The organism is Streptomyces sp. 3214.6 (assembly GCF_900129855.1).
GTDB lineage: Bacteria > Actinomycetota > Actinomycetes > Streptomycetales > Streptomycetaceae > Streptomyces > Streptomyces soliscabiei.
Map to the genome: position 1 here is coordinate 3,411,043 of NZ_LT670819.1, position 21,715 is coordinate 3,432,757.

The window sequence follows — 21,715 nt, forward strand, 5'->3', positions numbered from 1 at the left end:
GCTGCGCGCGGTGGCGGAGGTGCCGACGGCCGGCGCCTGGCGGGGGCGGGCGGCCACTGACCGGCGGAAGTAGACGAGCGACGCCACGAAGTCCCCGCGCCCACCTGCGAACTTGAGGCCGACAGGCCGGCATCCCGACCAGGCGGGACGGCCGTCGGGCTCGGTCGGGCGGGTTCTTGAGCCGGCAGGGCAGGTGGCAGGGGCGCCCGGTGGGGGAGGCGGGGGTGGGTTCGGGTCAGCACGGTTGGTCCGTCCGGGCGTGGGCCGAGGCTCTGGTCAGCGTGCGGGTGGCGTGGACGAGGAGGGACAGGGCGGCGGCTGCGCAGATGAGGGACGGCACACCGTCCGGGCCCCAGGTGGTCACGAGGCTCTCCACGGGCGCCGCCAGGAAGCCGCAGCCGGGCAGGCGGCCGGCGAAGACCATGGCCGGGGCGAGGACCTCGGCCGTGCCGGCGGCGCCGAGGACGACCGCCGGAGCGTGGGTGAAGCCGTGCACGATGAGGAGGCGGGCGAGGAAGAGGAGCGCGCCCAGGGCGAGGGTGTGACCGTAGTCGGCGGGCTCGCCCAGTGCCGTGACGCAGAGGGCGTGCAGTGCGGCGAGCGCACACAGGAACAGGGCGACGGTGCCGAGCAGCAACGGCCGTACGGAGGCGGCGAACTCCTCCAGGCTGCGGCTGGCGTCCAGGCGCCGGCGCGCGCGGACGGCGAGGAGGTGGGCGCTCCAGGCGGCGGGCGCGCAGGCCAGGGAGAGGGTGAGCAGCGGGGCGGCGGCGAGGGGCCAGGGGCCGTGGGCCGTTCCGTCGGGCAGGCCGTCGGGTCCGCCTCCGACGGCGGCGCGCAGGAGGCCGTCACCGAGGGCCGCGTAGCCAAGGAGCCAGCAGGTCCAGGCGTCCGTCCGGTGCCGGCCGGGGTGGGCACCGCTGTGCGGGCGCAGCGGGCCCCGGCGCAGGGCCGCGTGCAGGGCGAGGGTCACGGCGAGGATGCCCGCGGCAGCGACGAGGAGACACGTCCGCCCCTGGGTGAGGCGTACGCCGGTCACGGTCGCGGCGCACAGGACGCCCGGAAGGAGGGTGAGCAGCGCCCAGTCCAGACGGGGTCGCGGGATCGCGGTCGACGGACTCGGCGGGGGTGCGTCACCGTCGCGCGGGACGCGGGCGTACATCTCCTCCGCGAGGGAGAAGACGTCCCGGTGCCGGAAGCGGGCGGCGGTGCGGTCGGTGACTCCGTGGGCCTCCAGGCCCGCGGCGATCTCCAGCGGGTCGACGGCCCGTTCGCACAGCTCACGGTGCCGGTGCATCAAGGCCTTCACCGGGTCCACGACGCCACGGCGGGGGGCGGCCGGCTTACGGCCGTCGGCAACCGTGTCGGCGCCGGCAACCGTGTCGGCGCCGGCGACTGTGTCGGCGTCGGCGTGCGCGCCGGTACGCGTATCAGTGCGCGCGTCGGTGCGCCCGTCGATACGCGCCTCGGCGCTCTCCGTCCGCCCCGGTCGGTCCAGCTCGTCGAGCCCGCTCATCGTGCTCCCTCCGTCGCGGCGACCGGTGAACTGCCGCGTACCGGCGGCCTCTCCGCCCAGGCCGGGGTCTGCCCTGCGGTGACACCCGTGCCCAGGTCGGTCCACAAGCCCGACAGCCTGGCCTCGGGCGGAACGGCGAACGGCCGGGGTTCGCCGTCGTGACCGAGGACGAACCGACGAAACGGGGCCCGGGAGACGAGCTCCAGGTAGATGCCGTGGAACGCCGCGATGTTCTGCTCGACCGTGAACAGTTCGAGGGCGCGGGCGCGGGCGGCCGCCCCCAGGCGCGCACGGCGCTCGGGGTCGCGAAGCAATGCCCCGCAGGCCTCCGCGAGCGCCCGTGGATTGCGGGGCGGGACGACCAGTCCCGTGCCGCCGATCACCTCGACCACCGCACCGACGTCCGTCGACACGGTCGCCCGGCCGCAGAACATCGCCTCCACCAGGCCGACCGGGAACCCCTCGACGACACTGGACAGAACGACGACCGCACCGGCCGCGTACGCCTCGGCCAGGGTTGGCGCCTCCGGGCCGCCGATCTCCTCGAAGGAGACCGGGTTGTCGCCCACGGCGTGCGGTCCCGCCGCCTCGTCGGGGAAGAGCTGTGCGGCCAGCATCCGGCAGTGGCCGAGGTAGGCCCGGCCCTCCGTGCCGGCCGGCGCGCCGATGATCCGCAGGCGGGCGTGCGGCTCCTCCTTGCGGACTTCCGCGAAGGCGTGCAGCAGCGACACCAGGTCCTTCGCCGGTTCCACCCGGCCGACCCAGACCAGGGTGTGCGGATCGGCGGTGTCCGGGGCCTCACCCACCTCCGCGAAGCGGGACGCCGCCATGCCCGGGTAGACGGTGCGCAGTTTGGCGCGGTCCGCGCCACACCGCTCCTGCCAGCGCCGGGCGTGCGTGTTGCCCGGCGTGACGCACTCCGCCCGCCGGTAGACCTCGGCCGCGAGCCGACCGTGGAAGGCAGCGAGCAGGGCACGAACGGCGGGGGCCTCGCCGGAGCTCAGATAGTGCGTCCGCAGCCGGACGCCGTACTCGGTCACCAGCAGCGGCACGTCGAAGAAGTGCCGGGCGAGCAGGCCGGGCAGGGCCGCCGGGCCGCCGGACGTGGCATGGCACAGGTCGACCGCGCCGAGGCCCTCTCCCCCGTCGCCCGTCTCGTCGTCGTACCAGTCGAGCGAGAGGGGGCGCAGGGCGCGCTCGAGATGTGCGGCGACGGCGAGCAGGTCGGGGACGCGCGCCTCACGCGCCGTGCGCAGCGCGCCGGGCGCGCGGCAGGCACGTTCCAGGGCGCGCACGGCGCCCTCCGAGCGGAGCGCTCCCACCAGTCCGCCCTCGTCCCGGGCGAGTTCGGCGAGGCCGTACAGCGCGTTGGCGAAACGGTCCGCCTGAACGGCGGGACCGGCCCCGAAGGAGTGCGCCGAGCCGTGCGAAGAGTCCGCCGAGGAGTGCACCGAAGAGTCCGCCGAGGAGTGCGCCGGGTCCGGGGACTCGCCCTCGCACAGGGCGGTCACCAGCTCGCCGTAGAACTCCGCGAAGCGGCGGCGCGCGCGCCGGCCGTATACGACCCCATCCTCCTCGGCCATCCACAGCGGCGCCGTCCGCACCCGGCTGACCTGCGGCGGAAGCTCGACCCAGCCCGCGTCCTCCTGGTGTTCGGCGCGGCTGAGGGCGTAGACGTCGAAGTCGTGCTGTCCGAGCCCGCGCACGAGCCGGTCGCACCAGACCCCGGCGTCACCGCTCACATACGGATAGCCACCCTCCGTAAGCAGTCCGATGCGCACGCGCGCCCCCGATCTCCCGTTTGGGGAGCCGCCGTTGACCCGGCGGCTCGCAGCGGGACGAACGTATGCGGACAAGGCGGTGGTGCGACGGACGGTTGTCCGTCGCACCACCAAAAGGGGTGAACGGTCGTAACTTTCCCGTGCGGGTCGCGTTCGGTCGCGCTAAGAGATCATCCGACCGCGAAACGTTACGCCACGGCCAACTCCCGCCGTTCGGCGCGCCGCCGGGCCGCGACCGCCGGGTCGAGCGCCGGTACGGCGGCCAGGAGCTGCTTGGTGTAGGGGTCGCGCGGCGACTCGTACACCTCGTCGGCGGGGCCCTCCTCGACGACGCGGCCGTGTCGCATCACCGCGACGCGGTCGCTGACCTGGCGCACCACGGCCAGGTCATGGGCGACGAAGACCAGCGCGAGGCCGAGTTCGCGCTGCAGTTCGCCGAGCAGGGCGACGACCTGGGCCTGGGTGGTCACGTCGAGTGCGGAGACCGGCTCGTCGCAGACGATGACGTGCGGGTCGGCCGCGAGCGCCCGCGCGATGCCGACGCGCTGGCGCTGACCGCCGCTGAACTCGTGCGGGTAGCGGTCGTAGTGCTCCGCTTCGAGTCCCACGCGCTCCAACAGTTCCCTCACCCGCCTCCTGATGCGCGCATCGTCGCGCTCACCCCGCGCGCGGAGCGGGTCGGCGATGGACTCGCCCACACTGCGGCGGGGGTTGAGGGAGGAGACGGGGTCCTGGAAGACCATCTGCACGGTCGGGTTCACGCCCGACGACACCCGCCCCTCGTAGCGGACCTCGCCCGCCGTCGGCTCCAGCAGCCCGACCAGCATCCGGCCCAGCGTCGTCTTGCCGCTGCCGCTCTCCCCGACGACGCCGAGGGTCTCGCCCCGGCGGACCGTCAGCGACACGCCGTCCACGGCCGCGAACGCCCGCTTCCCGCGCCCGAACTCGCGCCGCAGCCCGCTCGCTTCGAGCACCACCTCAGCAACAACCGCCCCCTTGACGACCGGCTTCTCGGCAGCCTCGCCCTTGGAAGCCTCGGAAGACTCGGAGGCATCGGAAACCTCGGACGCATCGGAAGACTCGGAGGCATCGAAGACCTCTCTCTTCACGTCCGCCCGCGGTACCGCGCCCAGCAGTTCCCGTGTGTACGCCTGCGCGGGCGTCGCCAGGACGGTGCCCGCCGGGCCGTGCTCGACGAGCCGCCCGTGCCGCATGACCAGCACCTCGTCGACGCTCTCCGCCGCCACGCCCACGTCGTGCGTGACCAGCAGCAGCCCCATGCCGGTCGCCTCGCGCAGGGTGTGCAGCAGGTCGAGGATCTGGGCCTGGACGGTCACGTCCAGCGCGGTCGTCGGCTCGTCGGCGATCAGCAGGTCGGGCTCGCAGGCCAGTGCCATGGCGATGAGGGCGCGCTGGCGCATGCCTCCGCTGAACTCGTGCGGGCGCGACCGGGACCGTCGTACCGCGTCCGGGATTCCGACGCGCTGCAGGACCTCCACCGCACGCGCGCGTGCCGCACGGCGCGACACGCGCGCGTGCACGCGGTACACCTCGGCGATCTGGTCGCCGATCGCGTAGTACGGGTCGAGAGAGGACAGCGGGTCCTGGAAGACCATCGCCGCCCGGCCGCCGCGCAGCCGCCGCAACTCCTCGTCGGACGCGGCCTGTACGTCGGTCCCCGCGACCCGTACCGAGCCGCCCACGGCGGCCCCCGTCCCCCGGTGCAGCCCCAGCAGGGCCGAGGCGACCGTGGACTTGCCGGAGCCCGACTCGCCGACCAGACCGAGAGCCGCGCCCTCCTCCAGGCGGAAGGAGAGGCCGTCGACGGCCCGTAGTGACCCGAACCCGACCGTCAGGTCGGTGACTTCCACCAGGCTCATGTGAGCACCACCCGTCGGTCGGCCACCGCGTACAGGACGTCCGCGACGGCGTTGGCGAGCACCACGAAGAAACCGATGACCAGGACCATCCCGACGACGACCGGCAGATCGACGACGTTGACCGCGTGTACCAGTTCCTGTCCGATGCCGGGGAGCCCGAAGAGGGTCTCGGTGAGTACCGCGCCGCCGACCGCGGAGCCGAAGTTGTTCGCGTTCAGCGCGATGACCGGCGCGAACGCCCCGCGCAGCGCGTGCCGTCCGATGATCGACCGCTCGCCGACGCCGTACGCGCGGAAGGTGCGGATGTGGTCCTCGGCGAGCGTCTCCAGCATCGACGCGCGCGTGAGGCGGGCGAACGCGGCGGCCTCGATGAGGGCGAGCGAGAGCCAGGGCAGCAGCAGGTTCCACGCCCACTGCTCCGGGTTGTCGGTGAAGTTCACGTACTGCGGGAACGGCAGCAGTTGGAGCTGCCCGCAGACGACGATCATCAGGACCAGGCCGATGACGAAGACCGGCGTGGCCACGCCCGCGAGCGTAACGCCGGTCAGCAGCCGCTCGCTGAGCCTGCCGCGCCGCCAGGCGGACAGGACGCCGGTGCCGACGCCGAGGATCAGCCACAGCACCATCGCGCCGAACACCAGCGACAGGCTGACCGGCAGCTTGTTCAGAATCAGCTGGGTGACCTGCTGGTCGCTCTGGTACGACAGCCCGAGGCAGGGCGCGGAGCAGTGCTCCACGGAGGTGCCGGTCGAGTAGTCCTGGCCGGCCACGAGGCCCTCCAGGAAGTGCCAGTAGCGCACGTACAGCGGGTCGTCGAGCCTGAGCTGCTGGGCGACCTGATGCACCTGTTCCGGCGAGCAGCGCGGACCGCAGGTGATCTGCGCGACGTTGCCGGGGGTGACGTAGAAGACGACGTAGACGATCACCGAGATGGCGAACAGGGTGACGACGGCGCCGAGCACGCGCCGTAGGAGAAAGCCTGTCATGCCTTGGCCTCCCTCTTGCGGCCGGTGCCGACGCGCAGCCGGGACGCCGCGCGCGGGTCCAGGGCGGTGCGTATGCCGTCGCCGAGGACGGTCAGGGCGAGGACGGTGACGAAGAGCGCGCCCGCGGGCAGCAGCAGGTACTGCGGGGCGGCCTGGTACCAGACGTCGGCGGCGGTGAGCATCTGTCCCCAGGACGGCGTCGGCGGCTTCACACCGACGCCAAGGAAGGACAGGGCGGCTTCGGCAGAGATGTTGGACGGCACCAGCAGCGCCGCGTAGGTGATGATCGGCGCGGCGATGCCGGGCAGCAGTTCGCGGCGGGCGATGCGCCAGGTGCCCCAGCCGCTGAGCCGGGCCGCGGCGACGTAGTCGAGCTGTTTGAGCGTCAGCGTCTGGGCGCGCACGATCTTGGCGATGCTGCCCCACGCGATCAACCCGATGACCGACGCGACCAGTACAGGTCGCGGGAAGCTCGACGGAACGATCGCGAGGAGCGCCAACGACATGATCATGAGGGGCATGGCGACGATGACGTCCGTGAACCTGCTCAACAGTTGATCAACCCATCGACTGCCGAGCGCAGCCGATACACCCACGACGACACCGATCAACACCTGGACGACCGTGGCGGCCAGCGCGACCCCCAGCGAGACCCGGGCGCCGTACACAAGACGTGCGAACAGGTCGCGTCCTGTCTGCGGTTCGACGCCGAGCCAGTGGTCCCCGCTGATGCCGCCGAGCGACCCGACGGGCACACCGCCGCGCGCGGAGTCCACCAGAGAGGAGTGGTAGGTGTTCGGGTCCTGGCCCTCCAGCGCGGTGAGCAGGGGCGCCGCGAGCGCGACCAGGACGAGCAGCGCGACGACGCCCGCCGCGACCATGGCGGCCCGCTGCGCCCGCAGCCGCCGCCAGAACTGACGAGCCCCCGAGACCCCCGGGACGGCTGCCCCGGGGGTCTCGACGGCGACAAGTACTTCGCTCATCGGGTTACTTGACCGCGACCTGCGAGATGTCCAGCACACCGGTCCAGTCGCTGATCACGACGTTCTTGATGTCCTTGCCGACCAACCGCTTGTAGACCGGGTGGAACAGCGGCACGGTCAGTGCCTGCTCGCCGATCTTCTTGTCCAGTGCACCCCACCTCTTGGCGGCAGCGTCAAGATCGGTCAACTTGTTGATCGCGTCAATCTCGGCATTGACCGACTTGTCATTGAGCAGGCCCGAGTTGAAATTCGCGCCGTCCTTGACGATCTGACGGCCGTCGAAGATCGGGGCGAGGAAGGGACCGCCGGAGGGCCAGTCGGCGCCCCACGTGGCGAGGAAGAAGCCCGGCTCGGTCTTCGCGCTGCGGACCGTGTCCGAGTAGTTGTTGTCCTCCAGGCCCTGCAGCTTGACGGTGATGCCGGCCTTCTTGAGCGCGTCCTGGACGGCGGTCGCGATCTCGGGGCTGGTCTTGAAGTTCTGGGCGTTGTTGTGGGTCAGCGTGACGGTGAGCCCGTTGGGGTAACCGGCCTCCTTCAGCAGTTCCTTGGCCTTGGCAGCGTTGCCGGAGTCGCCCGCCGGGAACAGGTCGTACGGCTCGTAGCCGAAGGACTTCTGGTTCGGCAGGAAGGTGGTGGCGGCCTCGGCCAGCGACGACCCACCGGCGGCGTTCACGACCGACGAGCGATCAATGGCGTAGGAGATCGCCTGCCGCACCTTGACGTTGTTGAACGGCTTGACGGTCGGGTTGAACGCTATGTAGTTCGTGTAGCCGAAGTGCCCGGTGCCGACCCGCGCGGCGAGCTCCTTGTCGCCGGTCACCTTGGCGAGCTCGGCGGGGCCGAGGTTGGTGTCCGTGGTGACCGCCGTCGAGTCCGCACCCTGGGACGCGGACAGCCGCTGGTTGATCACCGAGGAGTCGAGCCCGGACTTGACGTCGATCTTGTCCGGGTACGCCTTGCGCTCGGCGTCCGTCGAGGCGGACCAATGGGTGTTGCGCTCCAGAAGAACGGTCTCACCGTCGTTCTCGTTCTTGACGACCTTGTAGGGGCCGGACGAGATCGGGTGCTCCTCGTACTTCGTGCCGGTGTCCTTGGCCTTCGGCACGGGCGCGAACTGCGTCTGCGTGGCCAGGAAGGGGAACTCGCCCTCGGGCTTGTTCAGATGGAAGACGATGGTCCGGTCGTCCGGCGTCTCGATGGCGGCGAGGCCCTTGGCGTCCTTGTACGGCCCCTGGTAGTCGGCCGCGCCGACCAGCCAGTCCCGCAGATAGGGCGCGCCACCGGACAGCTCGGGCGCGAAGGAGCGCTCGATGCCGTACTTGATGTCGGCCGAGGTGATCGCGGTGCCGTCCTCGTACTTGAGCCCCGTCTTCAGGGTGTACGTCCACACGGTCGCGTCCTTGTTGGGGCGCCCGGTGTCGGTGGCGAGGTCGGGGACGACCTTCGCGCCGGCTGCGCCGCTCTCGCGGTTGCGGGTCGTGAGGGTGCGGAAGACGAGGGAGGGCACGTTGCCGCCGCCGGAGGTGTACAGCCGGGCCGGGTCGAAGTCGGTCTGCGGCTCGGAGTTCAGGACCGTGAGCGTGCCGCCCTTGTGCGGTGTGGAGTCGCTGCCGGAGGCCTTGGCATCGTTGTCCTCAGGGCCGCACGCGGCGGCGCCCGCTGCCACCACCAGGCTGACGGATGCCGCGGCCACGCGGCGCGCTATGAGGGACGGATGACGCATCGAAGACGACCTCTCGAATGATGAGACGGAATGACGAGGAGTGAGACGGAACTGAGCAGACGTCCGCTCGGCGTCAGGTCGTCGAAAACGCCGTGCCCGAGGCACGAAAAAGGGAAGAGGAATCGCGACGCCAACGCCAGAGGCGAGGGTCAGCTACAGAGAATGTCTGCCACGCAGAGTGTGGTCACGCCGAGGAGCGCCAGCTCGATGGCGGCGCTGCTGTCCACGGGATGACTAGACCACATGCGCAGCAATATGGAGGAACTTTCTGGGCATGTCAACGTGACCAATGAGACGTCTGTCCACCGGAGAGGATCAACTCTTGGGATAGGGCCAGGGGTTGGGCAGACAGTGAATCCCGTTGTGGTCGAGGAATTTGGTCTGCTGCTGCATGACCGGCGCGAGGTCGCCGTTCTTGTCGCAGGTGACATGGCCGTAGCGGAGCCGGTGGCCGACCTCGTGGTTGATCAGCATCTGCCGGTAGGCGTACATCTTGTCGCCGTAGGTCTTCGAGCCCTGCGCCCACCGGTAGGCGTTGATCATCACCCGTTCGGTGGCGGCAGAGTCGCAGGAGACGTTGTCCTCGGTGGTGTCCAGGCCCGACTTGGCGCACCAGTCGGCGGTGGTGCCGGGACTGGCGAGGGTGATGACGAAGTCCGGTTTGCCCGAGTGGATCCGCTCGAAGGTGCGGGCGCCGTTGTGGGCCCAGCTGCGGTCGTCGTTGAGCGTCTTCTGCACGGCCTGCGCGAAGAGTTCGCCGTCGAGCCCGAGGCCCTGCTCCACGTCCACGCGGTAGGTGTACTTCTGCCCCTCGCCGGGCGCCTTGTCGATGCCCGCGATCGCGTCGAACTTCCCCGAGCCCTTGAGCTTGGCGCCGAGCGGGTACCGCAGGTTCATCCGCTGCGCGTACGTGAGTGTGGCCACTTCGGGGGACACGGACGGGCTCGGCCGGTCGTCGCCGCGCGCGGCGTCGTCGAGGCCGTCGCGGGCCTGGCCGGTGGCGGACTGCGACTGGACGGCGTCGTCGTCCCGCCCGCCGGTGACCTGGCCGGCCACCACGACGGCCAGCACGGTGGTGACGGCGGCGGCCGCGATGCCGGTGAACGTGCGCCCCTTGGCCCCCTTGGCGGCCCCTGCGGTCTTGGCGGACCAGGGCCCGTCGGCGGGCGGCGGACCGTCCCGGTCGTCCCCGTCGAGCCCCGCCGGGGCGGCCGAACGGGAGACGGTGTTCCGGTCGGTGAGACCGGTGAGGCCGGTGCCCGAAGCGTCGAGGGAGGCGTAGTGCTCCTGTGCACGCGCGCGCGTGGCCGCATACGGCGTCCCCACGCGCGTGAAGGCCTCGTCGCCCTCCTGGAAGGCGTCGAGGTAGTCCTGGCGCGGCCCCTGACGGGAGACCTCGCGCGGGCCGCCCGGCGGCATCGGTCGCTGACGCGGTATCACGGGCTGCCCGGTACCCGTCTGCCGCCCTCTCAAGTCACCCCAGCCGCCCCCGGTTTCACGCTGCTCGGGATGGCCGCCCCGCACCTGCGGGAATCCGTGGGCGGGCGTGCCGTCGGGGAAGCGGGGGAGTCCGTGCGCGGGGGTGCCGTCATGGCCCGGGGGCGGGGTCTGGACGCGGGCACCCCGGATGTCCCCCTTCGAAGGCCCTGGGGGAGCCTCCTGCGGCGCGCCCTTGGAGTCGCCTTTCCCGGCGCCCTTGGGCGCGGGTCCACGCCGGCTGTGGCGTCCCACGTCGGCCTCAGCCCCCCGTGGTCTCGGTCGGGGTCGCGGTCGAGGTGTCGGCGAGGAGTTCCCGGACCGCCGTCGCCACCGTCTCGGGGTACTCCATCATCGCCACGTGTCCGGCGTCCGGCAGCGTGAGCAGCCGGGAGTCGCGGAAGGCGCGGGCGGCCCGCTGGGCCATGCGGAAGCCGACGAGCTGGTCGCGGCCTCCGTAGACGAGGAGGGTCGGGGCGAGGACACGCTCGGCCTGGCGCCACAGCCCGTGCTGGCCGCCCAGGGTGTACGCGCTGAGCAGCCCGCGCGTGGAGCGCGTCATCGCGTCCCAGAAGTACGGCAGCTGCAGTCGCCGCTCCAGCTCCTCCACCGCGTGACGGAACGCCTCCGGAGAGACCCGTCCGGGATCGCCGTAGCAGAGCGCCGTGACGCCGCGGACGCGCTGTTCGGCCGTCCACTCCCGGGTGAACCGGCTGAAGAGCGCGGCCACGCCGGGCAGGCCGACCAGGCCGGTGGGCACGGCGGTCCGCTGGACGCGCAGCTCGGGCAGTGCGGGCGAGACCAGCGTCAGCGTCCGCACCAGGTCGGGGCGGACGGCGGCGACGCGCGTGGACACGGCGCCGCCGAGGGAGTTGCCGAAGAGGTGGACGGGCCCGCGGCCGGCCGCGTCGAGGTAGCGGATCACGGCACGCGCGTGTGCCGTGATGGAGTAGTTGCCGTCGTCGGGCGGCGGGGAGTCGCCGAAGCCCGGCAGGTCGACGGCCTCGCTCGCCACAACCCCGTCGAGCAGTGCCATCAGCGCCGACCAGTTCTGCGAGGAACCGCCCAGGCCGTGCACGTACAGCGCGGGCTCGAGCCCCTCGCGCGCGGGCGGCCGGGAACGGATCGTCAGCGTGATGCCCGGCAGCCCCACCGACCGGACCCGCTCGCCCTCCGCGACCCGCACGGCGGTGGCCTTCGGCAGCACACTGGTGGGCGGCACGGAGGGCAGCTCGGTCGAAGACATGCGGCAATGTTACGAGACGATCACGCGCAGCCTGGTGTGTTCGCCATCACACGCGCGGGTCGAACGCTTGTCGAGACCGACACCGCACCCGCACCGCGCGTACGCCATACCAGCGTGAATCAGGGGCACTCCGCATACGGATCGCATAGCGTCCGAAACGGGTGTCTCCTAGGCTCGTACCGAGGGCACCCGCTTGAGGCCCTGCAGCTCGCAGGGACGTTCGGAGGAAGGGAGCCCACCATGGCCGTTGACCCCACCGACCCGGAGACGTTCGAAGAGGACGACGACTTCGGGGAGATCGACGTCGAGGCGCCGGAGAACGACGCCGCCGAGCAGTACACGGACGTCGCGGCGGAGCGCGACGACCCTCTGGAGGACGTGGACCCGGCCCGGGCGAACGAGGCCGATCTCGTCGAGCAGGCTCGCGTCGTCTCACTCGACGAGGACGACTATCGCTGACCGGCACCGAGCTGGAGCGGGCCAGAGTTTGCCCGGAAGATTCCGGTTCAAAACCATCTCTACCGCTTTTGCTGCCGTCCGGTCCGTGAAATTCTGCGCTCGCACCGCGCACACCACGGTTACCGAAAAGTACGATGGCGGCGCGGCGCTCACCGCAAGAGGACCACTTTGGGAGGCGGCGTGACAGCCATCGAGCAGACAGAGGCGGCGCGCCCGCGGGGCACCCGCCTGCCGCGCCGTGCCCGACGGAACCAGCTGCTGGGCGCCGCCCAGGAAGTCTTCGTCGCGCAGGGCTATCACGCGGCCGCGATGGACGACATCGCCGAGCGGGCCGGCGTCAGCAAGCCGGTGCTCTACCAGCACTTCCCCGGCAAGCTCGACCTCTACCTCGCCCTGCTGGACCAGCACTGCGAGTCCCTGATCCAGGCCGTGCGCGGCGCGCTCGCCTCGACGACCGACAACAAGCAGCGCGTACGGGCCACGATGGACGCGTACTTCGCGTATGTGGAGGACGACGGCGGCGCCTTCCGCCTGGTCTTCGAGTCGGACCTGACGAACGAGCCCGCGGTGCGTGAGCGCGTCGACAAGGTCACCGTCGAGTGCGCCGAGGCGATCTCCGAGGTCATCGCCGAGGACACCGGCCTCTCGCGCGCGGAGTCGATGCTGCTCGCCTCGGGTCTGGGCGGCCTCGCGCAGGTCGTGGCCCGGTCCTGGCTGCACAGCGACCGCAGCGTCCCGCGCGACCAGGCGGTGCAACTGCTGGCCTCGCTGGCCTGGCGGGGCATCGCCGGTTTCCCGCTGCACGGCACCGATCAGCACTGACCGCGGGGGCGCCCGGCCGTTTGTTCCCGTCCGCTGTTCGCTCCTGGCGTGGACGGCCACGCCGTGTACGTCCCCTCACCGGGCTAATGTGTGCAGCGTACGGCGCGGACGCCCGCGCACCTCATGACCGTCGGAGGGACATAGCCGTGGAGGTCAAGATCGGCGTGCTGCACGCGCCTCGCGAGATCGTTCTGGAGAGCGGTCAAACTCCCGAGGAGGTCGAGCGCGTGGTGGCCGAGGCACTGGCCGGGAAGTCGCAGCTGCTCAGCCTCGTGGACCAGCACGGCCGCAAGGTCCTGGTTCCGGCCGACCGCCTGGCCTATGTCGAGCTGGGCGAGCCCGCCCCGCGCAAGGTGGGCTTCGGCGCGCTGTAAGCCGGCGGAACAGCTCTAGCCGCATGACAGGAGAGGGGCCCGACGAGATGTCGGGCCCCTCTCCTGTTCTCGTTCACGGACGACACACGGGTCGACCACAGATGAGGATTGCATTCCGCAGGTCACGGGTATGACGGGCTACGACCTTGGTGCACGGCCCAGCCGCTCGGGAGGGACCTAAATGATCTTGGAAGCGCTCGGCTCCGCTGCGCTCGGTCTTGTGCTGGCGTGGGCGGCGGTCCACCGCCTCTCCCACCGCCTGCCGGTCCGCACGCTCGTCCTCGCGACGGGCGTCGCCGGAGCCCTGTTCGGTGACTTCGTCACCCACAGCGCGCTGGGCTCCGGCTCCGTCCTGGCGAGCCTGCTCGGCGCGGCGGTCGTCTCTGCCGCCTCACTCTCCCTGCTACTGCGCCCGTCCGGTCACTTCCGCCGACGATCGGCACCGGCGCAGGTCTGAGCCCTAAGCAGCCAGTCCCAGCGCCGCCATCCGCTTGGTGTGCGCCTCGGTGATGCGGGAGAACATCCGGCCCACCTCGGCGAGGTCGAAGCCGTCCGCGACGCCGCCCACGAGCATCGTCGACAGCGCGTCGCGGTCCGCGACCACCCGCTGGGACTGCGACAGGGCCTCGCCCATCAGCCGACGCGCCCACAGCGCGAGCCGCCCGCCGACCCGCGGCTCCGCGTCGATCGCGGCCCGCACCCGGTCCACGGCGAAGCCTGCGTGTCCGGTGTCGTCGAGCACCGCCAGCACCAGGGCCCGGGTGTCGCTGTCCAGACGCGCCGCGACCTCACGGTAGAAGTCGCTGGCGATCGAGTCACCGACGTACGCCTTGACGAGGCCCTCCAGCCAGTCCGACGGCGCCGTCTGCCGGTGGAAGCCGTCGAGCGCTGCGACGAAGGGGTCCATCGCCCGCGTCGGCTCCTCGCCGATCTCCGTGAGCCGGTCGCGCAGCCGCTCGAAGTGGTGGAACTCGGCGGACGCCATCTTCGCCAGCTCCGCCTTGTCCTCGAGCGTGGGCGCCAGCTTGGCGTCCTCCGCGAGCCGCTCGAACGCCGCCAGCTCGCCGTACGCCAACGCACCCAGCAGATCCACGACCGCGGCCCGGTACTGCGGGTCGGCGGAGGCCGTCGCCCAGTCCTGGGCGGCGATACCGGTGGCGGTGTTCTCGGGCTTGTCAGAGGTCGTCATGAAGCGCACAATAGCCCGCTCGCCGCACGGTGGAAGTCCCTGGTCAGTCAGTGTGACAACGAAGACGTACGGGACCGCGCCTGGCACTGTGACAACCACAACGTGACCGAATCGGCCATCACATGTGCACGATTCCGGGGTATGGTGGTAATGCGCCTGCCGAATATTCGACGGGCCGCACGTATGAGGATGCCCGGTCGGTGGCCCGATCGGCTCCGACCCGACAGCCCTCCCTGACCGTACGGCACTGTGCGTACGACGATCGGAGGGAACCCCTCAGCGGTACGAGCGCTAGAGCGTCGGCAGAGGTCCCGTGCCATACGGCAGTGCCCCCAAGGGCAGCCCGTAGGGCAGCCGACGTCCCCCGGCACGGTCCGTCAAAGACCCCCCGCGCTCGCCTCGCACCGCGCACACAGAAGAGGCAGCACCCTGACTACGACGTTTCGAGAGCTCGGAATCCTTTCCGAGACCGCCGAGGCCCTGGAGGCCGTCGGCATCACCACCCCCTTCCCCATCCAGGAGATGACGCTCCCCGTGGCCCTCACGGGCACGGACGTCATCGGCCAGGCCAAGACCGGCACCGGCAAGACGCTCGGCTTCGGCCTCCCGCTCCTCGAGCGCGTGACCGTCCCCGCCGACGTCGAGGCCGGCCGCGCCCAGCCCGAGGCCCTCACCGACGCCCCGCAGGCGCTCATCGTCGTCCCCACGCGTGAGCTGTGCACACAGGTCACCAACGACCTGCTGACCGCGGGCAAGGTGCGCAACGTGCGCGTCCTCGCCATCTACGGCGGCCGGGCCTACGAGCCCCAGGTCGAGGCCCTCAAGAAGGGCGTCGACGTCGTCGTCGGCACCCCGGGCCGCCTGCTGGACCTCGCGGGCCAGAAGAAGCTCGACCTCAAGCACATCAGGTCGCTCGTCCTCGACGAGGCCGACGAGATGCTCGACCTGGGCTTCCTGCCCGACGTCGAGAAGATCATCAACATGCTTCCGGCGAAGCGCCAGACCATGCTGTTCTCGGCGACCATGCCCGGCGCGGTCATCGGTCTCGCCCGCCGCTACATGTCGCAGCCCACGCACATCAACGCCACCTCGCCCGACGACGCGGGCAGGACCGTCGCGAACACCAAGCAGCACGTGTACCGCGCGCACAACATGGACAAGCCCGAGATGGTCGCGCGCATTCTGCAGGCCGACGGCCGGGGACTGGCCATGGTCTTCTGCCGTACCAAGCGCACCGCGGCCGACCTCGCCGACCAGCTCCAGCAGCGCGGTTTCGCTTCCGGCGCCGTCCACGGCGACCTCGGCCAGGGCGCCCGCGAGCAGGCGCTGCGCGCCTTCCGCAACGGCAAGGTCGACGTTCTCGTCTGCACCGACGTCGCCGCCCGCGGCATCGACGTCGAGGGCGTCACGCACGTCATCAACTACCAGTCCCCCGAGGACGAGAAGACGTACCTGCACCGCATCGGTCGTACCGGCCGCGCGGGCGCCAAGGGCATCGCCGTCACGCTCGTCGACTGGGACGACATCCCGCGCTGGCAGCTCATCAACAAGGCTCTGGAGCTCGACTTCAGCGACCCGCCGGAGACGTACTCCACCTCCCCGCACTTCTTCGAGGAGATGAACATCCCCGCGGGCACCAAGGGTGTCCTGCCGCGCGCGGAGCGCACTCGCGCCGGGCTCGACGCGGAGGTGCTGGAGGACCTGGGCGAGCCGGGCGGACGCGCCGGACGCGGTCGCGGTGACCGCGGCGGCCGTGGCGAGCGAGGCGGCCGGGGCGACTCCCGCTCCGTTGCGCGCGAGCGTTCCGGTTCCGGCGAGCGTTCCGGTTCCGGCGAGCGTTCCAGTGCCGGTGAGCGTGCCGGTGAGCGCGAGCGGGCCGCCCGTACGCCGCGTCGCCGCCGTCGTACGCGCAACGGCGCGCCTCTCGACGCGACGCCCGCGCCCGCCGCGATCACGGCACCGGAGCAGGCGCCCCCGGCCGAGCCGACGTCCGTGACGGAGGAGGCCGCCGGTCCGCGCACCCCGCGCCGTCGGCGCCGTACGCGCAGTGGATCGGCGCAGGAGGCCGCCGCTGTGACGGCCAACGCCACCGCCGCGGCCGTCGAGGCCGTCGCCGAGGCCGTGGAAGCGGCCGTGGAAGCGGCCGTGGCGACGGTGGAGGTCCCGGCCCTCGACACCCCGGAGTCCGCTGCGGAGATCCCGGCGCAGCCGCGCCGTCGCCGTACCCGCAAGGCGGCCGCCGCTGCCGAGACCGTGGTCGACACGGTGGAGGCCACGGAGGCGCCCGAGACCGCCGAGGCGGCCGAGGTCAAGCCGCGCCGCCGTACCCGGAAGGCGGCGGCTCCCGCCGTGGCCCCGGAGGTCACCGCGGCCGTCGAGCCCGCGGCCGCACCCGAGGCCGAGGCCGAGGCCAAGCCGCGCCGCACCCGCAAGACGGCAGCCACGGCTCCGGCCGAGGCCGCGGTCGACACCGCCGAGGCGACCGAGGCAAAGCCGCGCCGCCGCACCACCCGCAAGGCCACCGAGCCCGAGACGACGGTCACCACGGCCGACATCCCGGCCCAGGCCACGCAGGAAGCCGCAGCCACCAAGCCGCGCCGCACCCGCAAGACGGCAGCCACCGCACCGGCCGAGACCGCGGTCACGGTGGCGGTCGACACCGCCGAGGCGACCGAGGCAAAGCCCCGCCGCACCCGTAAGGCGACGGCTCCGGCCGAAACCGCCGTGGACACGGCCGAGGCCACCGAGGCCAAGCCGCGGCGCACGCGCAAGACGGCAGCGACGGCCGCTACCGCCGCCGTGACCGTCGAAACCCCGGAAGCCACCGCGCCGGAGGCCAAGCCGCGGCGCACCCGCAAGACGGCTGCCGCGGCACCGGCCGAGGCCGTGGCCGCGGTCGACACCGCCGAGGGCACGGAGGCGAAGCCGCGCCGCACCCGCAAGACGGCAGCGTCGGCCGCCAAGGCGACGGAGGCGGAGCCGGTCGCGGAGACCGCGGAGGTCAAGCCGCGCCGGACCCGCAAGACGGCCGCCACCGCACCGGCCGAGGCCGCGGTCGACACCGCCGAGGCGACCGAGGCAAAGCCGCGCCGCCGCACCACCCGCAAGGCCACCGAGCCCGAGACGACGGTCACCACGGCCGACATCCCGGCCCAGGCCACGCAGGAAGCCGCAGCCACCAAGCCGCGCCGCACCCGCAAGACGGCAGCCACCGCACCGGCCGAGGCCCCCGCCGCCGAGGCCGAGGCGAAGCCGAGGGTGCGTCGCACCCGCAAGGCGACGGCCGCCGCGGAGCCCGCGGACGGCTGACCGGCACGGCACGGCACGACAGTCCGACGGCCCGGCCCCTCCTCGGTGAGGGGCCGGGCCGTCGGCGTGCGCGGCGCACGCTCCCGGTAGCCTCGGCACGTGACCACGCCGAGCAGCAGCACCCCCTTCCCCCCGCCCGCAGGCGCGCGTGCGTACTCCCTGCGGACCGAGCGGGGTGAGTTCGCCGTCGTCGACGCGCCCGTGGCCGCCGGTGTCGAGCCGCGCGGTGTCGCGCTGCTGCTGCCCGGCTTCACCGGGAGCAAGGAGGACTTCCACCAGCTGCACGGGCCGCTCGCGGCCCGCGGCTACCGGAGCATCTCCGTGGACGGGCGTGGACAGAACGAGTCCGATGGACCGGCCGAGGACGAATCCCCCTACGCCCAGGCGGAGTTGGCCCGGGACGTCCTGGCGCAGGCAGCGGCCCTCGACACGCCCCTGCACCTCGTCGGGCACTCCCTCGGCGGTCAGATCGCCCGCGCCGCCGTCCTTCTCGACCACTCCCCCTTCGTCTCGTTCACGTTGGTCTCGTCGGGTCCGGCCGAGATCTCGGAGTCGCAGAAGCAGCGCGTGAAGCTGCTGCACGACGCGCTCGCGGTGATGACGATGTCTCAGGTGTGGGCGGCGATAGTGGCGATGGGGCCGCCGGAGGAGGTCGGCGGGCCGGCCCGCGGCTTCGGCGACCCGGAGCAGTTGCGGCTGCGCTGGCTCAACCACAAGCCCGCCCAACTCCTCGTCACCGGCCGCCAGTTGTGCGTCGAGCCGAACCGGGTAGCCGAACTCGCCGCCGTCCCACTGCCGTTCCACGTCCTGTCGGGCGCACGGGACGACACCTGGCCGGTCACTCTCCTGGACGGCATGGCCCTGGAGCTTCGTGCGCACCGGACCGTCGTGCCGGGCGCCGAGCACTCACCGAACCTGGACCAGCCGCTGCCGACGGCCCGCGCCCTCGCCGATTTCTGGGGACGAATCCAGCACCGCTAGTACTGCCCCTGCACGTGCTCCCAGAAGCCGTCCCGCAGGGCGCGTCTCAGGTCGGCCTGGCCGCGCAGGGAGTACTGCAGGATGCCCTCGGCCTCGACGAGGAGATCCTGGTCGACGGAGCCGGGGAGGTAGGGGTGGCCCGGCAGCAGCTCCGCGAGGGTCTCCCTGCCCCGGGCGGCGAGCCACTTCGCCGCGATCTGCGCGCCGACGAAGCGGACGGCCTCGCGGGTGGGCCGGCTCGCCCCGTTCGCCTCGTAGCCGGCGACGGTGCGCCGTGCGACGTACGGCTTGAAGAAGTCGAGGTCGAGGGTGCGCTGGCTGTCGACCTCCCAGAGCAGCGGCTCGGCCTGGTTGCGGCCTTCCGGCGCCTCGATGCCCCAGAGGTGGACGCGGGCGCCGTACCCCTGGGCGGCCTCCACCGCCGAGACCAGGTCCTCGTCGCCGCCCAGCAGGGCCGCGTCGCTGATGGCGCGGTGGCGGGCCAGTGACTCAAGGTCCGTCCGGATCAGCGAGTCGACGCCCTTCTGCTGGTTGTTGGCGTTCAGGTTGCCCAACCGCACCTTGACGTCCGGCAGTTCGGCGATGGACTGCTGCTCGGCGGTGTGGATGCGGCGCCGGGCGCCGTCGTACCAGTAGACGCGCAGCAGCCGGCTGTCGGCGAAGATCGAGCGGGCCCGGTCGATGAGCGCCTCGATCAGGCCTTCCGCGTCGAGGTCGAAGGCGCGACGGTCCTCGGTCCCGGCCACCAGGCGTCCCGCGGCCGCGTACAGGTACCCCGCGTCGACGAAGATCGCGTGGGTCGAGGGCGTCTTGGCCACCTCGGCGAGCATGCGCGTCAGCAGCTCGTTCGTGCGGTCGATGCGGGCGGCGAGGGCCGGGAGGTCGTCGTTCATCGTCTCCATTGTCCCGGTGGTCACGCTGCGAACACAACCGGTCCCGTTCAGTCTCCGCAAACCCCCTTACCCGTTAGTAGTTAGTTGTTCGAAAAATTTCTTTAGCGTAGGGAATGTTTGTAACACGCATCGCGTTGACTCCTCATGTACGCAGCAATCCCCCACCGGGGATGACCAGACGAAGGGAGAGGCAATGCGCTTCGAAATCATGCGACTCGACGACGTCGACGGCACGCCCGTGGACAGCACCGTCGTGGACGCCGCCTCCGTCAACCGGATCGTTCAGCAGGCCGCCGCCATCGGGCAGCGGCTGTGGATCCGTCCGGCCGACACCTCGGCCTCGTAACACGGGTCCTCGCACACAGGTTTCAGAGCCCCCTACAGCCGGCTTCGATTCAAGCGGCCGTAGGGGGCTCTGCGTGTACCGGCAACCGTTCAGCTGGCCCGGATCACCTGGGTGACCCCGTTGATGATCTGCTGCACGGCGATCGCGGAGAGCATCATGCCCGCGAGCCGCGTCACGAGGACCACACCGCCGTCCTTGATGACGCGAATGATCAGCAGCGAGTACCGCATCACCAGCCACAGCACGGCATGGATGGCGAGGATCGCCGTCCAGACCGACACCTGCGAGGCCACGCCGTCGGCTTTCTGCACGGCGAGGATGACGGACACGATCGCGCCCGGGCCGGCCAGCAGCGGCATGCCCAGCGGGACGAGCGCGACATTGACATCCTTGGTCTGCTTCGGCTCGTCGGTCTTGCCGGTGAGCAGGTCGAGCGCGATCAGCAGAAGCAGCAGCCCGCCCGCGATCATCAGCGCGGGCACGGAGACATGCAGGTAGTCGAGGATCTGGTGACCCAGGAGTCCGAAGACGGTGATCACACCGCCCGCCACACAGACCGCCTGGAAGGCCATCCGCTTCTGCACCTTGCCGGGGCGTCCGGCGGTCAGCGCGAGGAAGATCGGGGTGATCCCGGGGGGATCCATGATGACAAAAAGGGTGAGAAAGAGAGAGCCGAAGACAGCGACGTCGAACATCAGTACAGAGGCCTTGCGTGAAAGAGGGTGAGTGGAGGTGCGGAGAGGGCGAGCGTCAGGCTCCGCCGGCCCCCGGCACGGGGAACGCCCCGGTGGCCCGTCGGGTGATCTCCCCGTAGACCTCGGGGTCGGTCGTGTACTCACCGAGCACGCACGTCTTGCGGCTGCCGTGGTAGTCCGACGAGCCGGTGACCAACAGCCCCAGATCGGCGGCCAGCCCGCGCAGTCGCGCCCGGGTGTCCTCGTCGTGGTCCATGTGGTCGACCTCGATGCCGTCGAGGCCGACCGCAGCCAGCTCGGCGATCGCCGCCTCCGGCACCGTGCGCCCCCGCTTGTCGGCGCCGGGGTGCGCGAAGACGGTGACCCCGCCCGCGCCCTTGACCAGCCGGATCGCCTCGAAGGGGTCGGTCTCGTGCTTCTCGACGTAGGCCCGGCCGCCGTCGGACAGCCAGTCCTCGGTGAACGCGTCGCTCACGGTCGGCACGACGCCCAGCTCGACCAGTGCGGTGGCGACATGCGGCCGCCCGACGGATCCCTCGCCGGCGATCCGCTCGACCTGCCCCCAGGTGACGGGCACGCCCAGCGCGTTGAGCTTGGCGACCATCCCGCGCGCCCGCGGCACCCGGTCGTCGCGCACCAGCTCACGCTCGGCGAGCAGAGCGGGCTCCTCGGGATCGAACAAGTAGGCCAGCATGTGCATGCTGATGCCGTCGATACGACAGGACAGCTCGGCTCCGGTGACGAGCGTGAGCCCCTGCGGCAGCGCGGCGATGGCCTCGGCGTATCCCCGGGTGGTGTCGTGATCGGTCAGCGCGACGACGTCCAGACCGGCGGCGGCCGCGTTGCGCACCAGCTCGGCCGGGGTGTCCGTACCGTCGGAGGCCGTGGAGTGACAGTGCAGATCGATACGCACGACGCAGACTCCAGGCGATGACAGGACGGACGGGGACGCTCCAGCATAGCGCCCATTCGAACGCCACCTGTCACACCCGAAGCCCAGGTTCACCCTTTACACAGGCGGGACTCCAAGGGGCGCGGGGAACTGCGCGACCAGCC

The 21,715-nt window shown here is 71.6% G+C and carries 20 protein-coding genes; 7 read left to right on the plus strand and 13 right to left on the minus strand.

Annotated features, from left to right (window positions below; translation table 11 throughout):
• Positions 1 to 235: 235 nt before the first annotated feature.
• The 9 genes from B5557_RS15180 to B5557_RS15215 all read right to left on the minus strand — a co-directional run bounded on the left by B5557_RS15180 (position 236) and on the right by B5557_RS15215 (position 11,591).
• Positions 236 to 1,516 carry a hypothetical protein gene (locus B5557_RS15180; RefSeq protein ID WP_173877684.1) on the minus strand — a complete coding sequence of 427 codons (1,281 nt, stop codon included), beginning with the start codon at positions 1,514 to 1,516 and terminating at the stop codon, positions 236 to 238.
• Positions 1,513 to 3,297, minus strand: coding sequence for a DUF3492 domain-containing protein (locus B5557_RS15185; protein WP_079659823.1), 1,785 nt, complete (start codon positions 3,295 to 3,297; stop codon positions 1,513 to 1,515). Before B5557_RS15185 ends, B5557_RS15180 begins: the two co-directional genes overlap by 4 nt.
• Positions 3,298 to 3,485: 188 nt before the next feature.
• Positions 3,486 to 5,177: a dipeptide ABC transporter ATP-binding protein gene (locus B5557_RS15190; RefSeq protein WP_079659824.1), complete on the minus strand. Its 1,692-nt coding sequence runs from the start codon at positions 5,175 to 5,177 to the stop codon at positions 3,486 to 3,488.
• Positions 5,174 to 6,163 (minus strand): ABC transporter permease, encoded by a 990-nt coding sequence (locus B5557_RS15195; RefSeq protein WP_079659825.1) that lies wholly within the window; start codon positions 6,161 to 6,163, stop codon positions 5,174 to 5,176. The genes B5557_RS15190 and B5557_RS15195 overlap by 4 nt, the downstream gene beginning before the upstream one ends.
• Complete coding sequence (locus B5557_RS15200; RefSeq protein WP_079659826.1) at positions 6,160 to 7,146, minus strand: ABC transporter permease; 987 nt, start codon at positions 7,144 to 7,146, stop codon at positions 6,160 to 6,162. The genes B5557_RS15195 and B5557_RS15200 overlap by 4 nt, the downstream gene beginning before the upstream one ends.
• Positions 7,147 to 7,150: 4 nt before the next feature.
• Entirely contained in the window at positions 7,151 to 8,869 is a 1,719-nt protein-coding gene (locus B5557_RS15205; RefSeq protein WP_079659827.1) for an ABC transporter substrate-binding protein, read from the minus strand.
• Between the two features lie 149 nt (positions 8,870 to 9,018).
• Positions 9,019 to 9,114, minus strand: coding sequence for an Ms4533A family Cys-rich leader peptide (locus B5557_RS45940; RefSeq protein WP_331716836.1), 96 nt, complete (start codon positions 9,112 to 9,114; stop codon positions 9,019 to 9,021).
• A 70-nt stretch (positions 9,115 to 9,184) separates the two neighbouring features.
• Positions 9,185 to 10,309: a DUF3152 domain-containing protein gene (locus B5557_RS15210; RefSeq protein WP_443031352.1), complete on the minus strand. Its 1,125-nt coding sequence runs from the start codon at positions 10,307 to 10,309 to the stop codon at positions 9,185 to 9,187.
• Between the two features lie 298 nt (positions 10,310 to 10,607).
• Entirely contained in the window at positions 10,608 to 11,591 is a 984-nt protein-coding gene (locus B5557_RS15215; RefSeq protein ID WP_079659829.1) for an alpha/beta fold hydrolase, read from the minus strand.
• 240 nt (positions 11,592 to 11,831) lie between these two features.
• Between B5557_RS15215 and B5557_RS15220 the strand changes: the two genes are divergently transcribed.
• From B5557_RS15220 to B5557_RS15235, 4 genes are all read left to right on the plus strand, one after another.
• A complete protein-coding gene (locus B5557_RS15220; protein WP_079659830.1) occupies positions 11,832 to 12,050 on the plus strand; it encodes a hypothetical protein in 219 nt (72 codons plus the stop codon).
• A 180-nt stretch (positions 12,051 to 12,230) separates the two neighbouring features.
• Positions 12,231 to 12,872: a TetR/AcrR family transcriptional regulator gene (locus B5557_RS15225; protein WP_079659831.1), complete on the plus strand. Its 642-nt coding sequence runs from the start codon at positions 12,231 to 12,233 to the stop codon at positions 12,870 to 12,872.
• Positions 12,873 to 13,018: 146 nt separating this feature from the next.
• Positions 13,019 to 13,246 carry a DUF3107 domain-containing protein gene (locus B5557_RS15230; protein ID WP_020130831.1) on the plus strand — a complete coding sequence of 76 codons (228 nt, stop codon included), beginning with the start codon at positions 13,019 to 13,021 and terminating at the stop codon, positions 13,244 to 13,246.
• 181 nt (positions 13,247 to 13,427) lie between these two features.
• A complete protein-coding gene (locus B5557_RS15235) occupies positions 13,428 to 13,703 on the plus strand; it encodes a hypothetical protein (RefSeq protein WP_079659832.1) in 276 nt (91 codons plus the stop codon).
• Positions 13,704 to 13,706: 3 nt separating this feature from the next.
• On the opposite strand, the gene B5557_RS15240 is transcribed toward B5557_RS15235, so the two are convergent.
• A complete protein-coding gene (locus tag B5557_RS15240) occupies positions 13,707 to 14,444 on the minus strand; it encodes a ferritin-like fold-containing protein (protein WP_079659833.1) in 738 nt (245 codons plus the stop codon).
• A gap of 513 nt (positions 14,445 to 14,957) precedes the next feature.
• On the opposite strand from B5557_RS15240, the gene B5557_RS15250 reads away from it, so the two are divergent.
• Positions 14,958 to 17,744 carry a DEAD/DEAH box helicase gene (locus B5557_RS15250; protein ID WP_079659834.1) on the plus strand — a complete coding sequence of 929 codons (2,787 nt, stop codon included), beginning with the start codon at positions 14,958 to 14,960 and terminating at the stop codon, positions 17,742 to 17,744.
• Positions 17,745 to 17,843: 99 nt separating this feature from the next.
• The gene (locus B5557_RS15255) at positions 17,844 to 18,725 is read left to right on the plus strand and encodes an alpha/beta fold hydrolase (protein ID WP_079659835.1); all 882 of its coding nucleotides are present in this window, start codon (positions 17,844 to 17,846) and stop codon (positions 18,723 to 18,725) included.
• Here B5557_RS15255 and B5557_RS15260 read toward each other — a convergent pair.
• Complete coding sequence (locus tag B5557_RS15260) at positions 18,722 to 19,618, minus strand: NYN domain-containing protein (RefSeq protein ID WP_079659836.1); 897 nt, start codon at positions 19,616 to 19,618, stop codon at positions 18,722 to 18,724. The genes B5557_RS15255 and B5557_RS15260 overlap by 4 nt on opposite strands.
• A gap of 193 nt (positions 19,619 to 19,811) precedes the next feature.
• On the opposite strand from B5557_RS15260, the gene B5557_RS44230 reads away from it, so the two are divergent.
• Positions 19,812 to 19,964 carry a hypothetical protein gene (locus tag B5557_RS44230; protein WP_007384531.1) on the plus strand — a complete coding sequence of 51 codons (153 nt, stop codon included), beginning with the start codon at positions 19,812 to 19,814 and terminating at the stop codon, positions 19,962 to 19,964.
• Between the two features lie 89 nt (positions 19,965 to 20,053).
• Here B5557_RS44230 and B5557_RS15265 read toward each other — a convergent pair whose 3' ends face one another.
• Together B5557_RS15265 and B5557_RS15270 are read right to left on the minus strand one after the other, a co-directional pair.
• The gene (locus B5557_RS15265) at positions 20,054 to 20,659 is read right to left on the minus strand and encodes a MarC family protein (protein ID WP_079659837.1); all 606 of its coding nucleotides are present in this window, start codon (positions 20,657 to 20,659) and stop codon (positions 20,054 to 20,056) included.
• Positions 20,660 to 20,714: 55 nt separating this feature from the next.
• The gene (locus B5557_RS15270; RefSeq protein ID WP_079659838.1) at positions 20,715 to 21,572 is read right to left on the minus strand and encodes a PHP domain-containing protein; all 858 of its coding nucleotides are present in this window, start codon (positions 21,570 to 21,572) and stop codon (positions 20,715 to 20,717) included.
• Positions 21,573 to 21,715: the final 143 nt, after the last annotated feature.